Source organism: Actinomadura sp. BRA 177, assembly GCF_013372625.1.
In the GTDB taxonomy this organism is placed as follows: domain Bacteria; phylum Actinomycetota; class Actinomycetes; order Streptosporangiales; family Streptosporangiaceae; genus Spirillospora.
Genome location: NZ_JABXFD010000281.1, coordinates 12471 through 28094 on the forward strand (window position 1 = coordinate 12471; position 15624 = coordinate 28094).

At 67.5% G+C, this 15624-nt stretch carries 20 protein-coding genes and 2 tRNA genes; 8 read left to right on the forward strand and 14 right to left on the reverse strand.

The features are described 5' to 3' along the window. Positions 1 to 4 precede the first annotated feature (4 nt). Positions 5 to 493 carry a YajQ family cyclic di-GMP-binding protein gene (locus tag HUX53_RS12470; RefSeq protein ID WP_176403334.1) on the reverse strand — a complete coding sequence of 163 codons (489 nt, stop codon included), beginning with the start codon at positions 491 to 493 and terminating at the stop codon, positions 5 to 7. Positions 494 to 632: 139 nt separating this feature from the next. On the opposite strand from HUX53_RS12470, the gene HUX53_RS12475 reads away from it, so the two are divergent. Next, a tRNA-Tyr gene (locus tag HUX53_RS12475) sits at positions 633 to 714 on the forward strand. A 121-nt stretch (positions 715 to 835) separates the two neighbouring features. On the opposite strand, the gene HUX53_RS41045 is transcribed toward HUX53_RS12475, so the two are convergent. The 12 genes from HUX53_RS41045 to HUX53_RS12535 all read right to left on the reverse strand — a co-directional run bounded on the left by HUX53_RS41045 (position 836) and on the right by HUX53_RS12535 (position 9526). Beyond that, the gene (locus HUX53_RS41045) at positions 836 to 2227 is read right to left on the reverse strand and encodes a tyrosine-type recombinase/integrase (protein WP_176403335.1); all 1392 of its coding nucleotides are present in this window, start codon (positions 2225 to 2227) and stop codon (positions 836 to 838) included. Beyond that, positions 2227 to 2421, reverse strand: a complete 195-nt coding sequence (locus tag HUX53_RS12485; protein ID WP_309237186.1) for a helix-turn-helix domain-containing protein — start codon at positions 2419 to 2421, stop codon at positions 2227 to 2229. The genes HUX53_RS41045 and HUX53_RS12485 overlap by 1 nt, the downstream gene beginning before the upstream one ends. Positions 2422 to 2442: 21 nt before the next feature. Then, positions 2443 to 3858 (reverse strand): replication initiator, encoded by a 1416-nt coding sequence (locus tag HUX53_RS12490; RefSeq protein WP_255205194.1) that lies wholly within the window; start codon positions 3856 to 3858, stop codon positions 2443 to 2445. Between the two features lie 66 nt (positions 3859 to 3924). Next, on the reverse strand, positions 3925 to 4080 hold the full coding sequence (locus HUX53_RS12495) for a hypothetical protein (RefSeq protein WP_176403337.1): 156 nt from the start codon (positions 4078 to 4080) through the stop codon (positions 3925 to 3927). A 12-nt stretch (positions 4081 to 4092) separates the two neighbouring features. Continuing rightward, the gene (locus tag HUX53_RS12500; protein WP_176403321.1) at positions 4093 to 4248 is read right to left on the reverse strand and encodes a hypothetical protein; all 156 of its coding nucleotides are present in this window, start codon (positions 4246 to 4248) and stop codon (positions 4093 to 4095) included. Continuing rightward, entirely contained in the window at positions 4248 to 4694 is a 447-nt protein-coding gene (locus HUX53_RS12505; RefSeq protein WP_176403338.1) for a hypothetical protein, read from the reverse strand. The genes HUX53_RS12500 and HUX53_RS12505 overlap by 1 nt, the downstream gene beginning before the upstream one ends. A gap of 23 nt (positions 4695 to 4717) precedes the next feature. Next, positions 4718 to 5563 carry a DUF2637 domain-containing protein gene (locus HUX53_RS12510; RefSeq protein WP_176403339.1) on the reverse strand — a complete coding sequence of 282 codons (846 nt, stop codon included), beginning with the start codon at positions 5561 to 5563 and terminating at the stop codon, positions 4718 to 4720. Continuing rightward, positions 5560 to 5859 (reverse strand): hypothetical protein, encoded by a 300-nt coding sequence (locus tag HUX53_RS12515; RefSeq protein ID WP_176403340.1) that lies wholly within the window; start codon positions 5857 to 5859, stop codon positions 5560 to 5562. The genes HUX53_RS12510 and HUX53_RS12515 overlap by 4 nt, the downstream gene beginning before the upstream one ends. 94 nt (positions 5860 to 5953) lie before the next feature. Next, positions 5954 to 7294 carry an FtsK/SpoIIIE domain-containing protein gene (locus tag HUX53_RS12520; protein WP_176403341.1) on the reverse strand — a complete coding sequence of 447 codons (1341 nt, stop codon included), beginning with the start codon at positions 7292 to 7294 and terminating at the stop codon, positions 5954 to 5956. A gap of 14 nt (positions 7295 to 7308) precedes the next feature. Next, complete coding sequence (locus HUX53_RS12525; RefSeq protein ID WP_176403342.1) at positions 7309 to 7704, reverse strand: hypothetical protein; 396 nt, start codon at positions 7702 to 7704, stop codon at positions 7309 to 7311. A gap of 314 nt (positions 7705 to 8018) precedes the next feature. Beyond that, entirely contained in the window at positions 8019 to 9221 is a 1203-nt protein-coding gene (locus HUX53_RS12530; RefSeq protein WP_176403343.1) for a helix-turn-helix domain-containing protein, read from the reverse strand. After that, the gene (locus HUX53_RS12535) at positions 9218 to 9526 is read right to left on the reverse strand and encodes a putative quinol monooxygenase (protein ID WP_176403344.1); all 309 of its coding nucleotides are present in this window, start codon (positions 9524 to 9526) and stop codon (positions 9218 to 9220) included. The genes HUX53_RS12530 and HUX53_RS12535 overlap by 4 nt, the downstream gene beginning before the upstream one ends. A gap of 351 nt (positions 9527 to 9877) precedes the next feature. On the opposite strand from HUX53_RS12535, the gene HUX53_RS12540 reads away from it, so the two are divergent. From HUX53_RS12540 to HUX53_RS12570, 7 genes are all read left to right on the forward strand, one after another. After that, complete coding sequence (locus HUX53_RS12540) at positions 9878 to 10123, forward strand: hypothetical protein (protein ID WP_176403345.1); 246 nt, start codon at positions 9878 to 9880, stop codon at positions 10121 to 10123. 95 nt (positions 10124 to 10218) lie between these two features. Then, positions 10219 to 10512 (forward strand): hypothetical protein, encoded by a 294-nt coding sequence (locus HUX53_RS12545; RefSeq protein ID WP_176403346.1) that lies wholly within the window; start codon positions 10219 to 10221, stop codon positions 10510 to 10512. Between the two features lie 174 nt (positions 10513 to 10686). Continuing rightward, positions 10687 to 11085 (forward strand): DNA-directed RNA polymerase subunit alpha C-terminal domain-containing protein, encoded by a 399-nt coding sequence (locus tag HUX53_RS12550; protein WP_176403347.1) that lies wholly within the window; start codon positions 10687 to 10689, stop codon positions 11083 to 11085. Positions 11086 to 11359: 274 nt separating this feature from the next. Next, positions 11360 to 12859, forward strand: a complete 1500-nt coding sequence (locus HUX53_RS12555) for an Eco57I restriction-modification methylase domain-containing protein (protein WP_176403348.1) — start codon at positions 11360 to 11362, stop codon at positions 12857 to 12859. Then, positions 12856 to 13794, forward strand: coding sequence for a BsuBI/PstI family type II restriction endonuclease (locus tag HUX53_RS42505; RefSeq protein WP_217919366.1), 939 nt, complete (start codon positions 12856 to 12858; stop codon positions 13792 to 13794). Before HUX53_RS12555 ends, HUX53_RS42505 begins: the two co-directional genes overlap by 4 nt. A gap of 670 nt (positions 13795 to 14464) precedes the next feature. After that, complete coding sequence (locus HUX53_RS12565; protein WP_176403349.1) at positions 14465 to 14686, forward strand: hypothetical protein; 222 nt, start codon at positions 14465 to 14467, stop codon at positions 14684 to 14686. Positions 14687 to 14764: 78 nt separating this feature from the next. Continuing rightward, positions 14765 to 14842: transfer RNA gene (locus HUX53_RS12570), tRNA-OTHER, on the forward strand. A 211-nt stretch (positions 14843 to 15053) separates the two neighbouring features. Here the strand turns inward: HUX53_RS12570 and HUX53_RS12575 are convergent. Further along, complete coding sequence (locus tag HUX53_RS12575) at positions 15054 to 15401, reverse strand: integrase (protein WP_176403350.1); 348 nt, start codon at positions 15399 to 15401, stop codon at positions 15054 to 15056. Positions 15402 to 15624: the final 223 nt, after the last annotated feature.

Here is a 15624-nt window from a genome sequence, read left to right on the forward strand (position 1 = left end):
AAGATCATCGGTAGTTCACGAACTGCAGGGCAACATCAAGATCCTTGCCCTTGAGCAGCGCGATGACGTCCTGCAGATCGTCCTTCTTCTTCGAGCTGACCCGCAGCTCGTCCCCCTGGATCTGGGCCTTGATCCCCTTCGGCCCCTCATCCCGGATGATCTTCCCGATCTTCTTGGCGTCCTCCTGGGCGATGCCCTCCTTGAGCCCCACGCCCAGCTTGTACACCTTCCCGGACAGCTTCGGCTCGCCCGCGTCGATCGCCTTCAGCGAGATCTGCCGCTTCACGAGCTTGTCCTTCAGCACGTCCAGCACCGCGTTGGCCCGCTCCTCCGTGTTCGCCTGGATCTCGATCGACTCCCCCGACCACTTGATCCCCGCGTCCACGTTCCTGAAGTCGAACCGGTTGGCCACCTCCTTGGCAGCCTGGTTCAGCGCGTTGTCGACCTCCTGCCGGTCGAGCTTCGACACGATGTCAAACGACGAGTCGGCCACGGCCCACACATCCCCTCAGCAGCAACGTCCGGATCTCCCGAGCGTATCGACTCCAAACGATCAAGCCGACGCCCCCGAGCCCCCGCCTCGATGTCACACCCACTCCCACCGTCCGCTATTCTTTCCAGTGCCATCGCGCGGCGGGTTGCCCGAGTGGCCAATGGGAGCGGACTGTAAATCCGTCGGCTTAGCCTACCCAGGTTCGAATCCTGGACCCGCCACACCAGCAGAAACAGCCCTTGACCAGGCACGACCCGGTCAGGGGCTGTTCTCGTCATGTCCGGTTGTCTCTGATCGTTAACGGCCTCCTACGGCCGTCTGTGCCGAATACGTGCCGAAGTTCTAAGGCGTCTTTGGCCTGGTCGCCTCACTGATTCGGCGCTTGGCGTCCTCCTCCTGACCGGCCACGCACTTGGCGTAGACGCGCAGCAGGACGGCGACGCTATGCCCCGCCCACTCGGCGACTTGAGCCGGAGGGACGCCCGCACCGAGCCACGTCGACACGGCCGCATGCCGGAGGTCGTACGGCGTCTTGGCCAACGGCGAGGCTGCCTCACGCTCGCTCAGCGCCGCCGCCCTTGCCCTATGCCAGGCCCCGAGGTACGTCCGGTCAGTCATGATCCCGCCGCGCGGCCCGACGAACAGCCGGCCCCCGGCCGGGATGTTGAACTCCTTGATGTGATGGCGCAGCAGCGTGACGAGCTCCGGATGGATCGGCACGGGCCGGGTCTCGCCGGGCGCCCGGTGCTTGAGAGGCTGCCTGTCCCGAGGCTTGCCGCTGTCGGTCCACCGGGAGCCGCTACGCGGTTCGGCGTGCGTCAGCCGCATCTCGCCCCAGCCGTCATCAGGCAGGCTCACGAGGGCATCCCGTCGCAGGTCCACCGCTTCCTCTGGCCGCAGCGCGGCGTAGTACATGACGGCGAAGAAGGCGACCATGCGCTCACCCCGCTTGCCCTGCGCTCGGACGGCGTCGAGGAGCCGCCGCGCCTGGTCGGGATTGGCGACCACCCGAAGGTCAAGCGTCTGCGCCACTCGCGGCCGAGTCCACTTCACCAAGGTCAGCGGGTTGATTGGCAGCACGCGCCGCTCACACGCGTACTCCATGGCGTTGTTGAAGGTCGCCCGCTTACGCGTCGCCGTACTGCCCGCGGCCGGAGATCCGTCCTGACGACGGCTCAGCCGGTCGAGAACTTGCCGCGCGAGCTGCGGCCCCTGCCGGTCGGGCGCGAGGTCGCTCATGTCGACGGTGTTCCGCTCCAGCCAGCGGACGGCCGAGGCCAGATGTTCGGGCGGTTCGGTCTCGCCGTTCTGCAAGCGCCCGCTGTAGGCCCAGGCTCGGAGAGCGTCACGCAGCAGGCCGCCCGCCGGAGCGCCCTTGCCCGTGGTCAACAGAGCCTCTGTGGCGTCCGTCAGCGCCTCAGCGATGCCCCGTCGATGGTTGGGGGAGGCGTACGGCCATTTGGCCGCGCAGTAGTCGAGGGAGAACGCGAACCAGGTGATTGCGTTCTCCTCCCGCTCCCAGGAGAGCGGACGGCCGGTCTTCACGGCGAACGCTTCACCCTTACGGGCCGCCGTGAGAAGGGACGAGCGGAAGCTATCGGCCTGTGCTGAGTTGCGGAACGGCTCTTTCCAGGGCTTACGCGCGACCTTCCATCGCACGGTGTACGTCGTGACCTTCTTTCCCTTGTAGACCTCGGTCTTGTGGACGCGGACGTCGTATGTGATGTCGTCCATCAGGCGGCGTCTTCGCAGGCCGCAAGCCACCGGTCGAGGTCGCGCCGGCGAATGCGGAGACTGCCGTTCGGCAGGACGATGCAGAGGGGCGCGCGTCCCTTCTGACGCCAGTCATAGAAGGTCGATCGGGAGATCTGGAGCTCGGCGCAGACCTCGGGAACGGTGAGCGTGTCACGAGTGGTGAGCGTGGCCACGTGATGCCTCTCCATGGGTTGTCAGGAGCCGGACGGACTGAGATGGGGCAGTGGTTTGCCGGTGAGGGCAGCGGTGAGCAGGGCTTCGCCGGGCGTCATTCCTTGGCCGAGGTAGCGCCAATGGGCGATGACGAGGACCTGGTCGTCGTCGAAGGGCAGGCGGCCGGTGGAGATGTCGAGGTCGCGGCGGTTGTGGTCGATGCGTGCGGTGCGTAGGCGGCCGAGGGTGGTGGAGTAGCGGCGGGATTTGGTGGAGAAGTGGCCGCGGAAGCCGAGCATGTGCGCCCACTCGGCCAGCCGCAGCCCGGCGTAGTCCTCGATCGCACCCAAGCGCAGGCACTCGGCGATGAGCCGCCGCGCGTGGCCGGAGACGGGGAGGTCAGCCAGGTCGTCGGTGGGGCGTATGCGGCGGTCGAGGGTGCCGACGCATTCGGCGGCTTTGGTGGCGTATTTGGCGATGTAGCCCGCCACCGCGCTATCGGTGAGTTCCCCCGTGGTGGTGATCGGCCGTACGTCGATCTGTGAGCCCCACACGTGCTCTGTCGCGGGGACGTCCCCGGCCGCCGGAGTCGACACGGTGACCGCGCCCGCCGCGTGATCCACGGCCGCCTTGAGCAGGTCGAGGGACGCCCAGCCGGGCGGTTCGTTGTCGGGGCCGCCGGGTCCGTCCAGGCGGATCACCGCATGGAAGTGGACCAGGCCGCGCCGCTGGTATTCGGCGACCTTGGCGAAGGAGACCGTGAGCACGTGCCGCAGGTCGGACACCCGTAGCCCGGCCGACCGGGCGACGTACCGGCGGAAGGCCAGGGTGAACCGGCGCCACAGTTCCGGGGCGTGGGCGTTCCACAGCACGGCGCCGGTGTAGTCGAAGCAGTCGCCGCAGATCGGTTGCCCGAGGCGAGGGTCGGCGGCCGAGTGCCGGACGGTGCAGGAGACCGGCCGCCCGTGCGGGCACGTCCCGCCGCCGCGCCGGGGGCGACAGGCCACCACGCCCCCGCCCTTACCGGTACGCCGTGAGTGGACCGGCCCGAACGAGGGCGCGGTGAGGGTGACGAACGCCGCCGGATGCATCGACACCGAGGAGGGGACGCCCTTACCTCCGACCAGGCCCGCGCGGACGAGTTGGTAGGTGTCGGCGCGGTAGGTCTCGGCGCACGCGGGGCAGCGGGACGCGCGCCGGGTTTTGCAGGCCACTCGCAGCGCCCCGCCCGGCTCGCGGGCGGTGGAGTAGTGGTGCAGGATCTGGCCGGTGAGCGGGTCGAGGTGGGTGACGCGGCCGCGCAGGTGGACCGGTTGAGCACAGCCCCCGGTGGAGTGTGCGCGGCGCGCCCAGGCCCGGAAGTCGGCCCGGTTGTACCGGTTGGCCATGTCACGGGCTGCAACACCGGTGATGACGGGTGCCGGGTCGGGCATGATGGGGCGGGTCTCCTCATCCATGTGTGGGTGGTGGGATGGCCCGGCGTGGCCGCGAGTGCTTGCCGGCGACAGCGGCCACGCCGGGGACTAGAAGGCGGTGGTGAACCGCGCGAGGGCATCGGCGAGCAGCGCCAGGCCGCCGACGATGGCGCGGACGGCGTGTGCGGCGTTCTCGGGCTGACGCACGAGGAACAGGCCCAGCACGATCCAGAAGCAGGCGAAGGCGCAGCGGCGCAGGAACATCGAGACGCCCCCTTAGAAGGTGTGGCCGTGGCCGTTGCAGTCGGGGCAGGTGGAGCCGTCGGAGGCGACCCCGCCCCCGCCGCACGTCCCGCACACCCACCCCACGACCAGCCCGACGAGCCGGACGAGCGTGGGCAGCGGTCGCGGGTGACCGGTACGGGCGCGCATCAGGCAGCCCGCCCGGCGTCCTTGCCGCCGTCCTTGCCGCCGTCCTTGCCGCTCTGCTCGTCCTGGTCGGTGTCGAGGGTGATGCTGTCGCGGTAGCTGTCGCGGGCGCGGGACGCGGCCCGCGCCTGCTCGGGGATGTGGACGATGCGGTAGGTGATGCGGCCGAAGGCGCGGGTAGCGGTGTAGTGGCCGCCCCAGTGGGTGTCGTCGGTGACCTCGACGCCCAGGAGCGCCGCCGTCCGGTCGACCAGCGCGGCGGCCGAGGCGTCGTCCATGTTGCGGACGCTGAGGATGAGGTTGTGGCCGTACTCCTCAACGGGCACGGCCGGGTTGGCCTCCAGGAAGTCGGCGAGGGCGCGCAGGCCGGTGATGGTCTGCTGGCGGGCGAACAGGTCGCCGGGCACGATCGGGGGCGTCTGGCCGATCGGGTTCGTGTGGGTGGTCATGGCGGTTTCCTCCAGCGGATCAGTCAGGCGAGGGATGCGGTTTCGGTGCGGAGTTGGCGGAGCAGGTCGGAGGCGAGTTGGTTGGAGACGCCGAGGCGTGCGCGGAGCGCGTCACGGGTGATGGGCCGTCCGTGCTCGGTTTGGTGTTCGGTGGCGACGCGGCGCGCGAAGTCGACCAGCGGCCCCGCCGGACCCGACGAGGGCGACGAGGGCGACGAGGGAGCCGAGGCGGAGTGTTCGGCGGCGACGGGGATGGAGGTCTGGCCGTCCTGCTCGTCCTCGCCCTGTTCGGTGGTGTCGTGATGGACGGCCGGGACGGCGGCGGCGACAGTGGGCCGCTCGTCCTCCCACACCACCCACGGCGACGAGGCCGAGGACGGGACAGGCGAGCCCGCCGAGGAGGGCGACGGGGACGGGGACGGCGTCGAGGGCGAGGACGGGCGGCCGAAGGAGTCCGGGACCGGCGAGGACCGAGCCGCCGCGCGGGGGCCGGCCTTGCGGCGTTCGAGCATGGAGACGGCGACCAGGAACGCGCCCGCCGGGGTCCCGGCGGTGATCCAGCCCCAGACCGACGGGTCAGCCTGCGCCAAGTTCGCGGCCAGCGACAGCAGGATCCCGCCGACGAGGACGACGGTCGGCCACGACAGCCGCCCCGTCGCCCGTCCGGTGCTCTTGTCGCGCTGCCGCTCTCCGGCCGCCATGACACAGGTCAGGTCGATGCACACCGCGATGGCCCAGGCCATCCAGCCGGTTTGACCGTGTTCGGTGGCGGTGTCGCGGATGTGGGTGAACGAGCCCGCCGCCGCGATACCGGCCAGCACCACCACCGGGCCGGAGTCGGCGACCGCGCCGAGGATGCGCCGGGTCATGCCGCCCGCCGGATGTCGACGAGCGCCAGGAGTGCGGCCAGTTCGGTGTCACACCGGTGCGTGTCGGCCCAGTCGTCGACCTCGCCGCAGGACGAGGAGGCGAACGAGTCGGCGCAGCGCTGGCAGCGGGCGACGTGCAGGGAGCGGAACTCGTCCCACTCGACGCCGACCGGCCACACGTCCCAGGACGACACCGACCCGGACGAGGACGAGCCCGAGGACGGGGACGAGGGGGACGGGACGGCGACGAACCGGGCACGAGGACGGGGACAAAGGACACGGACGCGGGCAACCATCGGGCAGCCTCCAGGGACGGTTTCGGGCATGGGCCGGGTAGGGACATGGCGCGATTGAGGGCTCACGCCGAGCCGAAGGAGAGAGTCGAGCGGGTTAGGCGGCCGGGTGGACGACGGGGACGGAGCCGACGAGGGCATCCCAGTCCGGGGTCAGGTGCGCCCAGTCGCGCGCCGCCTGCTCGGCCGCCTGCTCGGGGACGTAGACCGAGCGGGCACGGTGCCAAGCGCCGTCCTGACCGGCAACGATGCACACCCCCGGTGTCTCGGCGGGGATAGCGCGGGCGGCGTCGAGGGCGGCCGGGTCGAGGTCGCCGAGGGTCATGTTGGCGGTTTCGGGGTCGTTGACCCGGTGGCACACCCGCCCCGACAGTTGAGCGCGCAGTGCGGTGACGCCGGGTCCGAGGTCGGAGCCGATGCGCTGCCCGCACACGATCAGGTGGACGGCGAACGCGCGGCCGAGCTGGGCCAGGCGCAGCAGCGCGGTAGCCGTCCGCGACACCTCCTCTTTCTCGGACTTGTCGGCCATCAGGAACAACTCGGCGACCTCGTCCACCAGGACGACGACGGGGACGGGCCGCAGGTGTTCGGGGAGCGTCCAGACGTTGCGGGCACCGTGCGCGCGGCAGGTGACCATGCGGTTCTCGACCTCGCCGACCAGATCCGACAGCAGGTCGACCGACTCTTTCCGGGTGGTGGCCAGCGCCGACAGTCGCGGCGCGTACGGGGTGAACTCCACGCCGCCCTTGAGGTCGAAGCCGACCAGCGCGACCGGTTGGGGAGCCAGGTCACGGATGACGGCGTTCGCGAGGTTGGACTTGCCGGACTGTGTCGCCCCGGCGTTGAGCCAGTGCGGCACGGTGCGAAAGTCCATCACCCAGTCGCGCCCGTTCTCCAGTTTGCCCGGACGCACGGTCAGCAGTTCGGCAGGTGCCGGCGACAGCGTCACCTCAGTGAGCGGGTCACGCATGGTCGCCCACAGGGTGACGTAGCCGGGCCGGACGTCGACCACCCGGACGGAGTGGACGCGCCAGGCGTGCGCGATGCCCTCAGCGGCCTTTTCGTAGTCCGCCGGGACTTGCCCGTCATGCAGGCGTAGCCGCATGCGCCAGCCGAGCCGGGTCGGTCGCAGGACGCCGAGGCGGGGAGCGTGTTCGACGTCGACCCGCCGCACCCGCCGTTTGTGCTCGACCACCGTCGCGGTGGACCGTGAGGCCGGACCGACGACCGGGACGGCGTCGAGGGTGAGCCGGAACCGCCGCCGGTTGCGGGTCAGCTTGCAGCCCGAGGCGACGTGATGCCACGTCAGGTACACCAGGACCGCGCGGAGCGGGAAGGCGATCCCGTACCAGAACGAGGCCGGGTGCCAGCGGCGCCAGGCCCAGAGCCCGGCCGCCGCAGCGGCCAGGACCCCGAGCACCAGGAGCAGGTCAGTCATGACCGGGCCGCCGCTCAAGCCACGCCCGCCGAAGCGGACGCATCCGACGACGAGGAGGCCGACGCCGACGAGGCCGAGGGCGGGGCGACCGAGGAGACGGGCGCGATGCGGTCGGCGCGGTAGGCCACACCCCACCGCTTCTCACCACCGAGCACCGCCTCCCACGGGAACGCCACCAGCCCCACCGGCGTCACCACCTCCCCGATCGTCACCGACTGGTCACCGACCACCGCGACGTTGAGCAGGTCCACCCGCCCCGACACGTCGGCGGCCGACAAACCCACCGTGAACACCGTGTGCCCGTTGCGGTCCGTCTTCACCTCCCCCGTGTCCTGGTTGACCAGCTTGGGACGCGGCGGGGAGACGCACACGAAGGTCAGGGCGGAGACGTCGACAGGGATATTGCGCATGCTGAGTACACCTCTCGTCCGCCTGCTGAGCAGGCGTTACGGAACCGAGGGAGCACACGCCAAGGGGACGAACGAGGTAGCATCAAAGCGCCAACTAGGGTGCTAACCGCATCCGGCCTGGGCGGGTCTCCCGCTCAGGCCACTTTTATGTGTGGCCTGTCTCGCCGTCCAAGAGCGGCCTTCCCGCCCCTGAAACGCGAAGAGCGTTCGTGTTGGGCCTTCACCTCCATCAGGAGTGCTTCAGCGTCAACACGAACGCTACCGCGTACTTAGGGTTCTTGCTAGTACTTCAAGTACTAGGACACGTACTTTTTCTACGCCCCGACCCTGTCAGCGAGTTCTCGCAGGTCAGAAGATGGGGGATCCTGCATCGTCAGCAGATCGGACACGACCTGACGCACGATTCGGTGGTTCCGTATCTGCTCAGGAGTGATCGACTCGGCCTCCAGCAGCGCCGAGACGGCCCCATCAACCTGCCGCCGCTGGGCATGCGCACGCGCCAGGTCGATATGCAGCCGTGCCCGACGCTCCCCGGACAACGCCGAGGCATCGACCTCGCCGCCCACCCGCAGCGCATGACCGGCGTCCCCGAGCTCGACCGCCACGGCGACCTCATGCAGGACAACGTTCGCCGGGCCGAACTCGGTGTTGTAGTCGTTGCGCCCGTCCCCGAGCCGCACGGCGACCTCCCGAGCCCGCGCGAGATGCTGGTAAGCCAGGTCCGCCTGATTGAGCCGGGATGCGGCTACCGCTCGTTGCAGCGTCAACCCGCCCCACAGCGATATCGCCTCAGGCTTGCCTTGGTCGACCAGGAACCACAGCGCCTCAGCCGCTGTCCGGGCGTTCTCCTCAGCCTGGTCGAAGTGCCGGGCCCCCAGGAAGACGAACCCGAGCCGGAATGCGCCGGCGGCCATCATCAGCGCATCGCCCGCACGCTCGGCCGCCACGATGGCGCGGTCGGCGGCGATCCACGCCGCTTCCGGCTCACCGAGCTTGGACAGCGCCGCCGAACACGCTTGATAGGTCACCGCCAGCAGATCGAACAACTCCGCCCGCCGCTCGTCCGGTGCTGACCGCACGGCCGACTCCAGCGCGGGCACCAGTCCCCGAAGCAGGTCCGCCAGCTCTACGTACTGGCTCTCATGGGTCAGTTCCCAGGCGCGATCCACCCGCGGCTTGATCTCCGCCGTAGGTGGGACGGGTGCCGAGTGGAGCATGGCCCGCAGCGAGTGAGCCCCCGACAGGACGAGCCGCAGCCCGGCCGACCCTGGCAGTTCCTCAGTGGTCGCGGCAACGACCGGTGCCTCAGCCGCCAACTCCGAAAGCGGAATCTCCAGCGCTTCGGCGACCTTCTCCAAGACCGACATCCGGTCGACCTTGCGCACGCCGCGTTCCACCTGGGAGACCCAGGCAACCGACCGATCGATCAGCCGCGCCAGCTCAGGCTGAGACAGCCCCCGCCGCTTGCGCTCTTGAGCGATCCGCCGCCCGAGCGCCCGCTGATACTCCGTGCTCACCCTGTCGTCCCCTTGCCTACCTGGAGGTCCAACCAGTCGACCACCACCGAGGCCAACAGCTCCTCACGGGCACCGAGGAACCGCTTGACGTGCTCCTGTTCCTCGTGGGCGTCGAAGGCCGCCCGGTCCCGGTACAGCTCGTAGAAGATCCGCTGTAGTGGCTGCCCGTCGACCTTATGTACCGCGTAGACCAGCGTGCCCGGCTCTTGCGTTTCGATCTTCCCAATCGTCTCGCTCACCAACTGGTCGAACGCGCCAGCGCTCGCTTCGTCCTTGCACGTGAACCGGACCATCAAGCCGAACATCGGCACCCTCCTTCGTAGATCTCCACCAGACCAGTACTTATTGTGCGCCGCAAGTACGGCAAGTGAGTTGTACTTGAAGTACTGTACCCGTACTTTGAGTATCAATCACTAAGTGCAGGGCTTCTGACCAGCAAGATCACGACCAGAAGCCCACGCCAAACCAACCCACGAGGACGCAGAAGGACCCTGATGACCGTCCCACCAGATGCCCCGACACCGGGCGCAGCGGACGCGCGCCCACACCCACCCGGCAGCCAACGCGAGTGGCGAGACGCGGCCACCGCTCTGATAGCCGCCCTAGACCAACGCGGCCTGACGGCCAAGGCATGGGGATACGGCGCCGTCCTGGCCGTGAACCCACACGGAGAGCCCGCCCCCGACAACCCGCTAGGCCAGGTGATGAGCCCCGGCCTACGCCAGGAGATCAGGTGCCGCCCGCACGGCCCCGACGGCGCCCTGTGGTGGCACTGGGTCTGGACCGGTCCGACCCGCAAGTCCGAACCCGAGCTTGAGCCGCTCTGCCCCCTGTGGGACACCGAGCACGCCGCCGACCGCATCCAACGCGTCCTCGCCCTCACCGAAACGAGCGACCGGTGATCGACGAATCCGCCGTGACCCTACGGCTATGGGTCCGCCGAGCCCGCCGATTCGTCCGCTGGATCGGCACACGAGACCGCCACGACCGCCTAGCCATGTGGCACCTTGACCGCCTCGCCGAGGCCCTCGCCGCCAACGGATGGCGGATACGACGACGCTTCCACGTCGCCCCGGCAACACTGCGAGTCGGCCCCACCAAGCACGCGCCGGCGACCGAGGAACTCACCGCCACCCACTTCGGCAAGTGGGTCTACCTCACCCGCAGCAGCCCCCTCCCCATCCCCTGCGCCGACCTCGCCGACGCGGTCACCGAGATCGAGCACATCATCTGGCAACGCCTCAACAAGGCGACCCCGACGACCGGCCCGCAGCATGAACACCAGCCCTGAGGAGCGGCGAGCCGCCCGCGGACTCGCCCAACAGTTCCCCGGCGTCCACGCCTGGTACGGCCAGCAAACCCGGCAGTGGTGGGCCATGGTCCCCCTGCCGGGCGGCGACCGCCTACTCTCCGCCCCCAACGTTCGCCAACTACGCGACGAGATCAGCAATGCGAGGGCCCACGCATGGCAACCGAGGTGAACCCCACCGACCACCACCCGCACCACCAGGGCGTCACCATGCAATGCCCCGTGAGCTGCCTAGGCGTCCGCACGGTCGCCGACCTGGTCAACCTCCTCGCCACCACAACCCGCACCGTCCTACCGGACGTCTACCCCAACGACCCCGAGGAGCATGACGAACACACCCCACACTGCCCACTCTCATGCCTGAACCTGTCGACCAGAGCCAGCAACGCCCTGCGCTACAACAGCACCGAGACCCGGACGATCAGCGACCTAGTCCGCATGATCCGCAGTGGCCAACTCCCAGGAGTCCGCAACATCGGCCGCCGCAGCCTCACCGAGATCCACACCGCCCTAGTAGCCGCAGGCATCGACGTCCAACACACCAACCTCACCTAGCACCCGCACACACGGCCCCTGGCACGGTCAGCCACCCCACTGACCAGACAAGCCAGGGGCCGCCGCACGTCCACGCCCACAAGCCCAGCCGGAACCTCCGCCGCCCGGATGAGAACTTTCTGTACGTCTTCAAGGGCGCCGCTACGCGTCGCCGGCGGTGCGGCGCGCCGGGCATGCGGCCTCTCCGGGCCGGTCCCGCCGCGCCGCACCGCCAACCACTACCGGCTTCACGACGGACGTCACGGAGGGTGAGGTGTTGCGCTAGCGTGGCCTCGTGGTGCATGACCTTCTCGCCCAGGCGGAGCGGAACCGAGTGGCCGCCCTTGCTGGGCTCGACCCAAAGACCCAGGACTCCCTAGGTCAGTTCTTCACGCCCGCCCGTGCGGCTGCGCTCATTGCCTCACTGCCCCACCTTCCACAAGAGGGTCGCCTACGCGTTCTCGACCCCGGCGCAGGATCGGGTGTGCTGTCCGCCGCCCTTGTATCCCGTGTTCTCGACGAGCGGCCCAACTTGGGCGTGCACGTGGTAGCAGTCGAGCGCGACAACGATGTGATGCCGTACCTAACGGACACTCTAAAGGCATGTATCGCCGCTGGAGACGGTCGCGTGACATATGACGTGATCGACGCCGACTTCATCACCGCATCGACAGGCCTAGAGCAGGACGAGCGACTCTCAGGCTTCGATCTCGTCATTCAGAACCCGCCATACGCGAAGCTCGCAGCCTCGTCAGCTGCCCGCGCTGCGGTCCGTACAACCGGCGCCGACGCTCCCAACCTGTACGCCGCGTTCCTGTCCCTGGCTACGGCCATGCTCAACCAGGGCGGCCAGTTGGTGGCCATCACCCCACGGTCGTTCTGCAACGGCCCCTACTTTGGCGCCTTTCGGTCCTACCTGCTCGATCAGATGGCCCTAGATCGGGTACACGTATTCGAGTCGCGCTCAACGGTCTTCGCGGACACAGGTGTACTCCAAGAAAATGTGATCTTCTCAGGCACGAAGGGCGGCACACGTGATCGAGTGCTGCTCTCAATGAGCGTCGGCCACGAGGAGGAAGCGTCCCACCGCAACGTGCGCTACTCCGATGTTGTGCGTCCGGACGATCCACACCGGTTCATTCGGATTGCCACCGACGAGGAGGACACCAAAATTGCCGAGCGGATGCTTTCTCTTCCCGACACCCTAGTCTCACTCGGGATCAAGGTATCTACCGGGCGAGTGGTGGACTTTAGGTCTCGGGAATGTCTGCTGACACAAGCCGAAGATAACGCCGTGCCGTTGATCTACCCCGGCAACGTTCGCGATGGTCTAGTGGTCTGGCCCAGGGAGATCCGGAAACCGCAGTGGTTTCGGCCCATCACCGACAAGGACGCAAAGATGTTGCTCCCCGAGGGATGGTATTGCGCGGTGAAGCGCTTCTCCGCCAAGGAAGAGCGACGTCGCATCGTGGCCGCTGTCTGGTCACCGGACCAGACATCCGGGAAAGTAGCTTTCGAAAATCACGTGAATGTCTTCCACATCAACGGAGCCGGACTGGATCGAGACATAGCTCTTGGCCTCTCCATGTGGCTCAACTCCTCACTCGTCGATAAATTCTTTCGCACCTTCTCCGGGCACACGCAGGTGAACGCGACTGATCTACGGAATATGCGGTTCCCCGACCGGACGTCGCTGCGCCAGCTGGGAGCGCTAGCCCCCGATCGGTTGCCGGTACAGAGTGAGATTGACACTCTCGTTGACAAGGTCCTGGACATGATAGACACAGCTGTGTGACCGACAAGATCCGCGAAGCCCGCCGTATCCTCGCCGCTCTCCAGATGGACTCTGAGCGCTTGAACGAGCGCTCTGCACTTACCCTGCTTGCCCTTCTACGCATGGGTCCCGGTGACACTTGGGCGGCCGCCTCTAACCCCATGCTCGGCACCAGGGCCATTATGGACTGGATACGAGACGAATACGGCCGGGAGTACGCCGCTAACACCCGCGAGACGATCCGCCGGTTCACGCTCCACCAGTTCGCCGATGCCTTGCTCGTCCAGCAGAACCCCGACCAGCCAGACCGCCCCATCAACTCACCCAAGTGGAACTATCAGGTCACCCCAGAAGCGTTGACGGTGATTCAGCAGTACGGCAGGCGCGGCTTCGAACGAGCCCTAGCCGAGTACCTCGCCAGGGTGCCGGGCTTGAAAGCTCAATACGCGGCCGTGCGAGAAATGAACCGCATCCCGGTCAACTTGCCGAGCGGAGAGCCGTTCTCTCTGTCTCCGGGTGGGCAAAACGTCCTGATTAAGCAGATGGTTGAAGAGTTCTGCCCACGTTTCACTCCGGGCGCTGAAGTGCTGTACGTTGGCGACGCAGACGCGAAGTGGGCATGGTTCGAGAAAGAACGACTTAGGCAACTCGGCGTTAGGGTCGCCCATCACGGAAAGATGCCCGACCTTATCGTGTACATGGCCGACAGGGAATGGCTTGTACTTCTCGAAGCCGCCTCATCGCATGGGCCAGTCGATGCTAAACGTTACCGCGAACTGTCGTCTCTATTTGAAAGGGCAAGACCGGGACTGGTCTACGTTTCATGCTTCCCTGACCGCGGGGAGATGCGGAAGTATCTCCGACAGATCGCATGGGAAACAGAGGTGTGGTGTGCCAGCGATCCATCACACTTGATTCATTTCAACGGGGAGCGCTTCCTCGGTCCATACGACTGATCAGTCCCACACTGACAGCCGTCCCCTGCTGAGATGAGTTCGGGCGGAACTACCGTGCGCGGCACCCAGCGCAGCGCCTACGAATGCTCTATGGTGAGCGTGTCACGCTGGTCTACGGTCTACCGTGGGCGGTGTGCATCACGTAGGAGGCCCCTGGGGTTCGGTTCTCAGGGGCCTCTGTCGTTCGAAGGAAGCGCTGGCCCACCCAGTTCGGCATGGTGCTACCGATCGAGGGCGGGTTGAGCGGGCGTGAAGCGGGGGTCTCGCGACCCCCAGCCCCCCGCGCGCCGAGGCACTCGTTCGCGCGAAACGCTCTGTCACACCTTGGGCGCCGTTCGCGCGAACGAGTACCCCGGACCGGTCAGCGTGAACGCTCAGGTCATCGTCGGGGAGCCGAGAAGTACAGCAGGGAAGTACCGCAACAGAGGCTTACGACTGCTGGCATCCACGAGCAGCAGCACACCGTTCCACCTGCGGCAGGAGTGGCGATCTCGGGGTGGCCGGTTTCTTGTAAACAGAAGGTTGCATGCCAAGGCCAACGCGTTGGCTTATCCAGTCCCGAGGTGAAGATCGTAGGATCCCACATAGCTTTTCGGCTGGTGCGGACCGGGGAACTGGTCGATCCTGGTGAGCTATCGGCACCCCCCATCGATGGGCTCCAGGAGGCATCTTGGCGACACGGCGAGACGCAGAGAAGGCCGGCGACGTGGAGTCGATGCGCAAGGCCGGTGACCTGCACGCGGAGGTCAGGCGTCCGGTGGAGGCGCTCCGTTGGTACGAGAGGGCGGGCAAGCTCGGCGACGTGGAGTCGATGCGCAAGGCCGGAGATCTGCACGCGGAGGCTGGGCGCCGTAGCGAGGCGCTTCGCTGGTACGAGAGGGCAGGACGCTGACGCTCTGCGGGCTTAGCGGAGATGCTTATGGGGGCTGTGCCCAATGCGTGCCGAGAATCGGGAGCGCGGGGCAGGATTGGCGGGTCAGGGCAGTTTGGCGGTGGGACTGTAAATCCGTCGGCTTAGCCTACCCAGGTTCGAATCCTGGACCCGCCACACACGCTGAAACAGCCTCTGACCAGTGCAAACGGTCGGAGGCTGTTCGCTTTCCAAGATCCCCCGCATGCAGCCAGACGCCACCGAACGCACCCGGATGTCACCGGTCCCGGAATATACGCGGAATGAGTCCGAGGGTGTTCCCGCAGGTCGGAGCAGGAACGGCGAAGGGGCCCCGGCACGTACCGGAGCCCCTAGAGGGTAGATCAGATCAGTCATCGAGCGCATCGTCGATCCGCTGGTTCGCCCGGTCGTGCTGGCCCAGGATGCACTTCGCATAGACCTGCAACAGGACCTTGACGCTATGGCCCGCTCGTTCGGCGACCTCAGTTGCCGGAACACCAGAGTTGAGCCACAGTGACACCCCCGCATGGCGCAGGTCGTACGGCCGCCGAGCCAGGGGAGAGGCGACCTGTTCCGGCGTAAAGGCCAGGGCCCGAGTCGCCGCCCAGACATCGCCGTAGGCCGTCGACCCGACGACGCCGCCCCGCTCGGTCTGGAAGATCCGCCCGTCCGCAGCCGTCCCGAACTCGGCGATGTGCCCCCGGAGGATCTCCACCAGGACCGGCGGTATTGGGACCGTACGAACCTCGGCCAGCGGACGGAGCTTGAGGCCGCGTTGCTCGTGAGTCGACCCGCTGTCCGTCCAGCGTGACCCCCTCTCTGCCAAACTGGTGTGACACACGGGACGAACGAGACTTAAGCAGCATGAGCAGGGCGAGAACGGGATCTTCTTCACAGTGACGTTGAGCATGACCGATCTGGCCGGTTCGGCCGGGCAT

Bases quoted from the DNA above. Each gene is read 5' to 3' on its own strand.
- HUX53_RS12515 (WP_176403340.1), bottom strand. From the start codon at position 5,859: ATGGTTGCCCGCGTCCGTGTCCTTTGTCCCCGTCCTCGTGCCCGGTTC.
- HUX53_RS12490 (WP_255205194.1), bottom strand. From the start codon at position 3,858: ATGGATGAGGAGACCCGCCCCATCATGCCCGACCCGGCACCCGTCATC.
- HUX53_RS12550 (WP_176403347.1), top strand. From the start codon at position 10,687: ATGGCAACCGAGGTGAACCCCACCGACCACCACCCGCACCACCAGGGC.
- HUX53_RS12510 (WP_176403339.1), bottom strand. From the start codon at position 5,563: ATGACCCGGCGCATCCTCGGCGCGGTCGCCGACTCCGGCCCGGTGGTG.
- HUX53_RS12500 (WP_176403321.1), bottom strand. From the start codon at position 4,248: ATGCGCGCCCGTACCGGTCACCCGCGACCGCTGCCCACGCTCGTCCGG.
- HUX53_RS12545 (WP_176403346.1), top strand. From the start codon at position 10,219: ATGTGGCACCTTGACCGCCTCGCCGAGGCCCTCGCCGCCAACGGATGG.
- HUX53_RS12495 (WP_176403337.1), bottom strand. From the start codon at position 4,080: ATGTTCCTGCGCCGCTGCGCCTTCGCCTGCTTCTGGATCGTGCTGGGC.
- HUX53_RS41045 (WP_176403335.1), bottom strand. From the start codon at position 2,227: ATGGACGACATCACATACGACGTCCGCGTCCACAAGACCGAGGTCTAC.
- HUX53_RS12535 (WP_176403344.1), bottom strand. From the start codon at position 9,526: ATGTTCGGCTTGATGGTCCGGTTCACGTGCAAGGACGAAGCGAGCGCT.
- HUX53_RS12525 (WP_176403342.1), bottom strand. From the start codon at position 7,704: ATGCGCAATATCCCTGTCGACGTCTCCGCCCTGACCTTCGTGTGCGTC.
- HUX53_RS12520 (WP_176403341.1), bottom strand. From the start codon at position 7,294: ATGACTGACCTGCTCCTGGTGCTCGGGGTCCTGGCCGCTGCGGCGGCC.
- HUX53_RS12505 (WP_176403338.1), bottom strand. From the start codon at position 4,694: ATGACCACCCACACGAACCCGATCGGCCAGACGCCCCCGATCGTGCCC.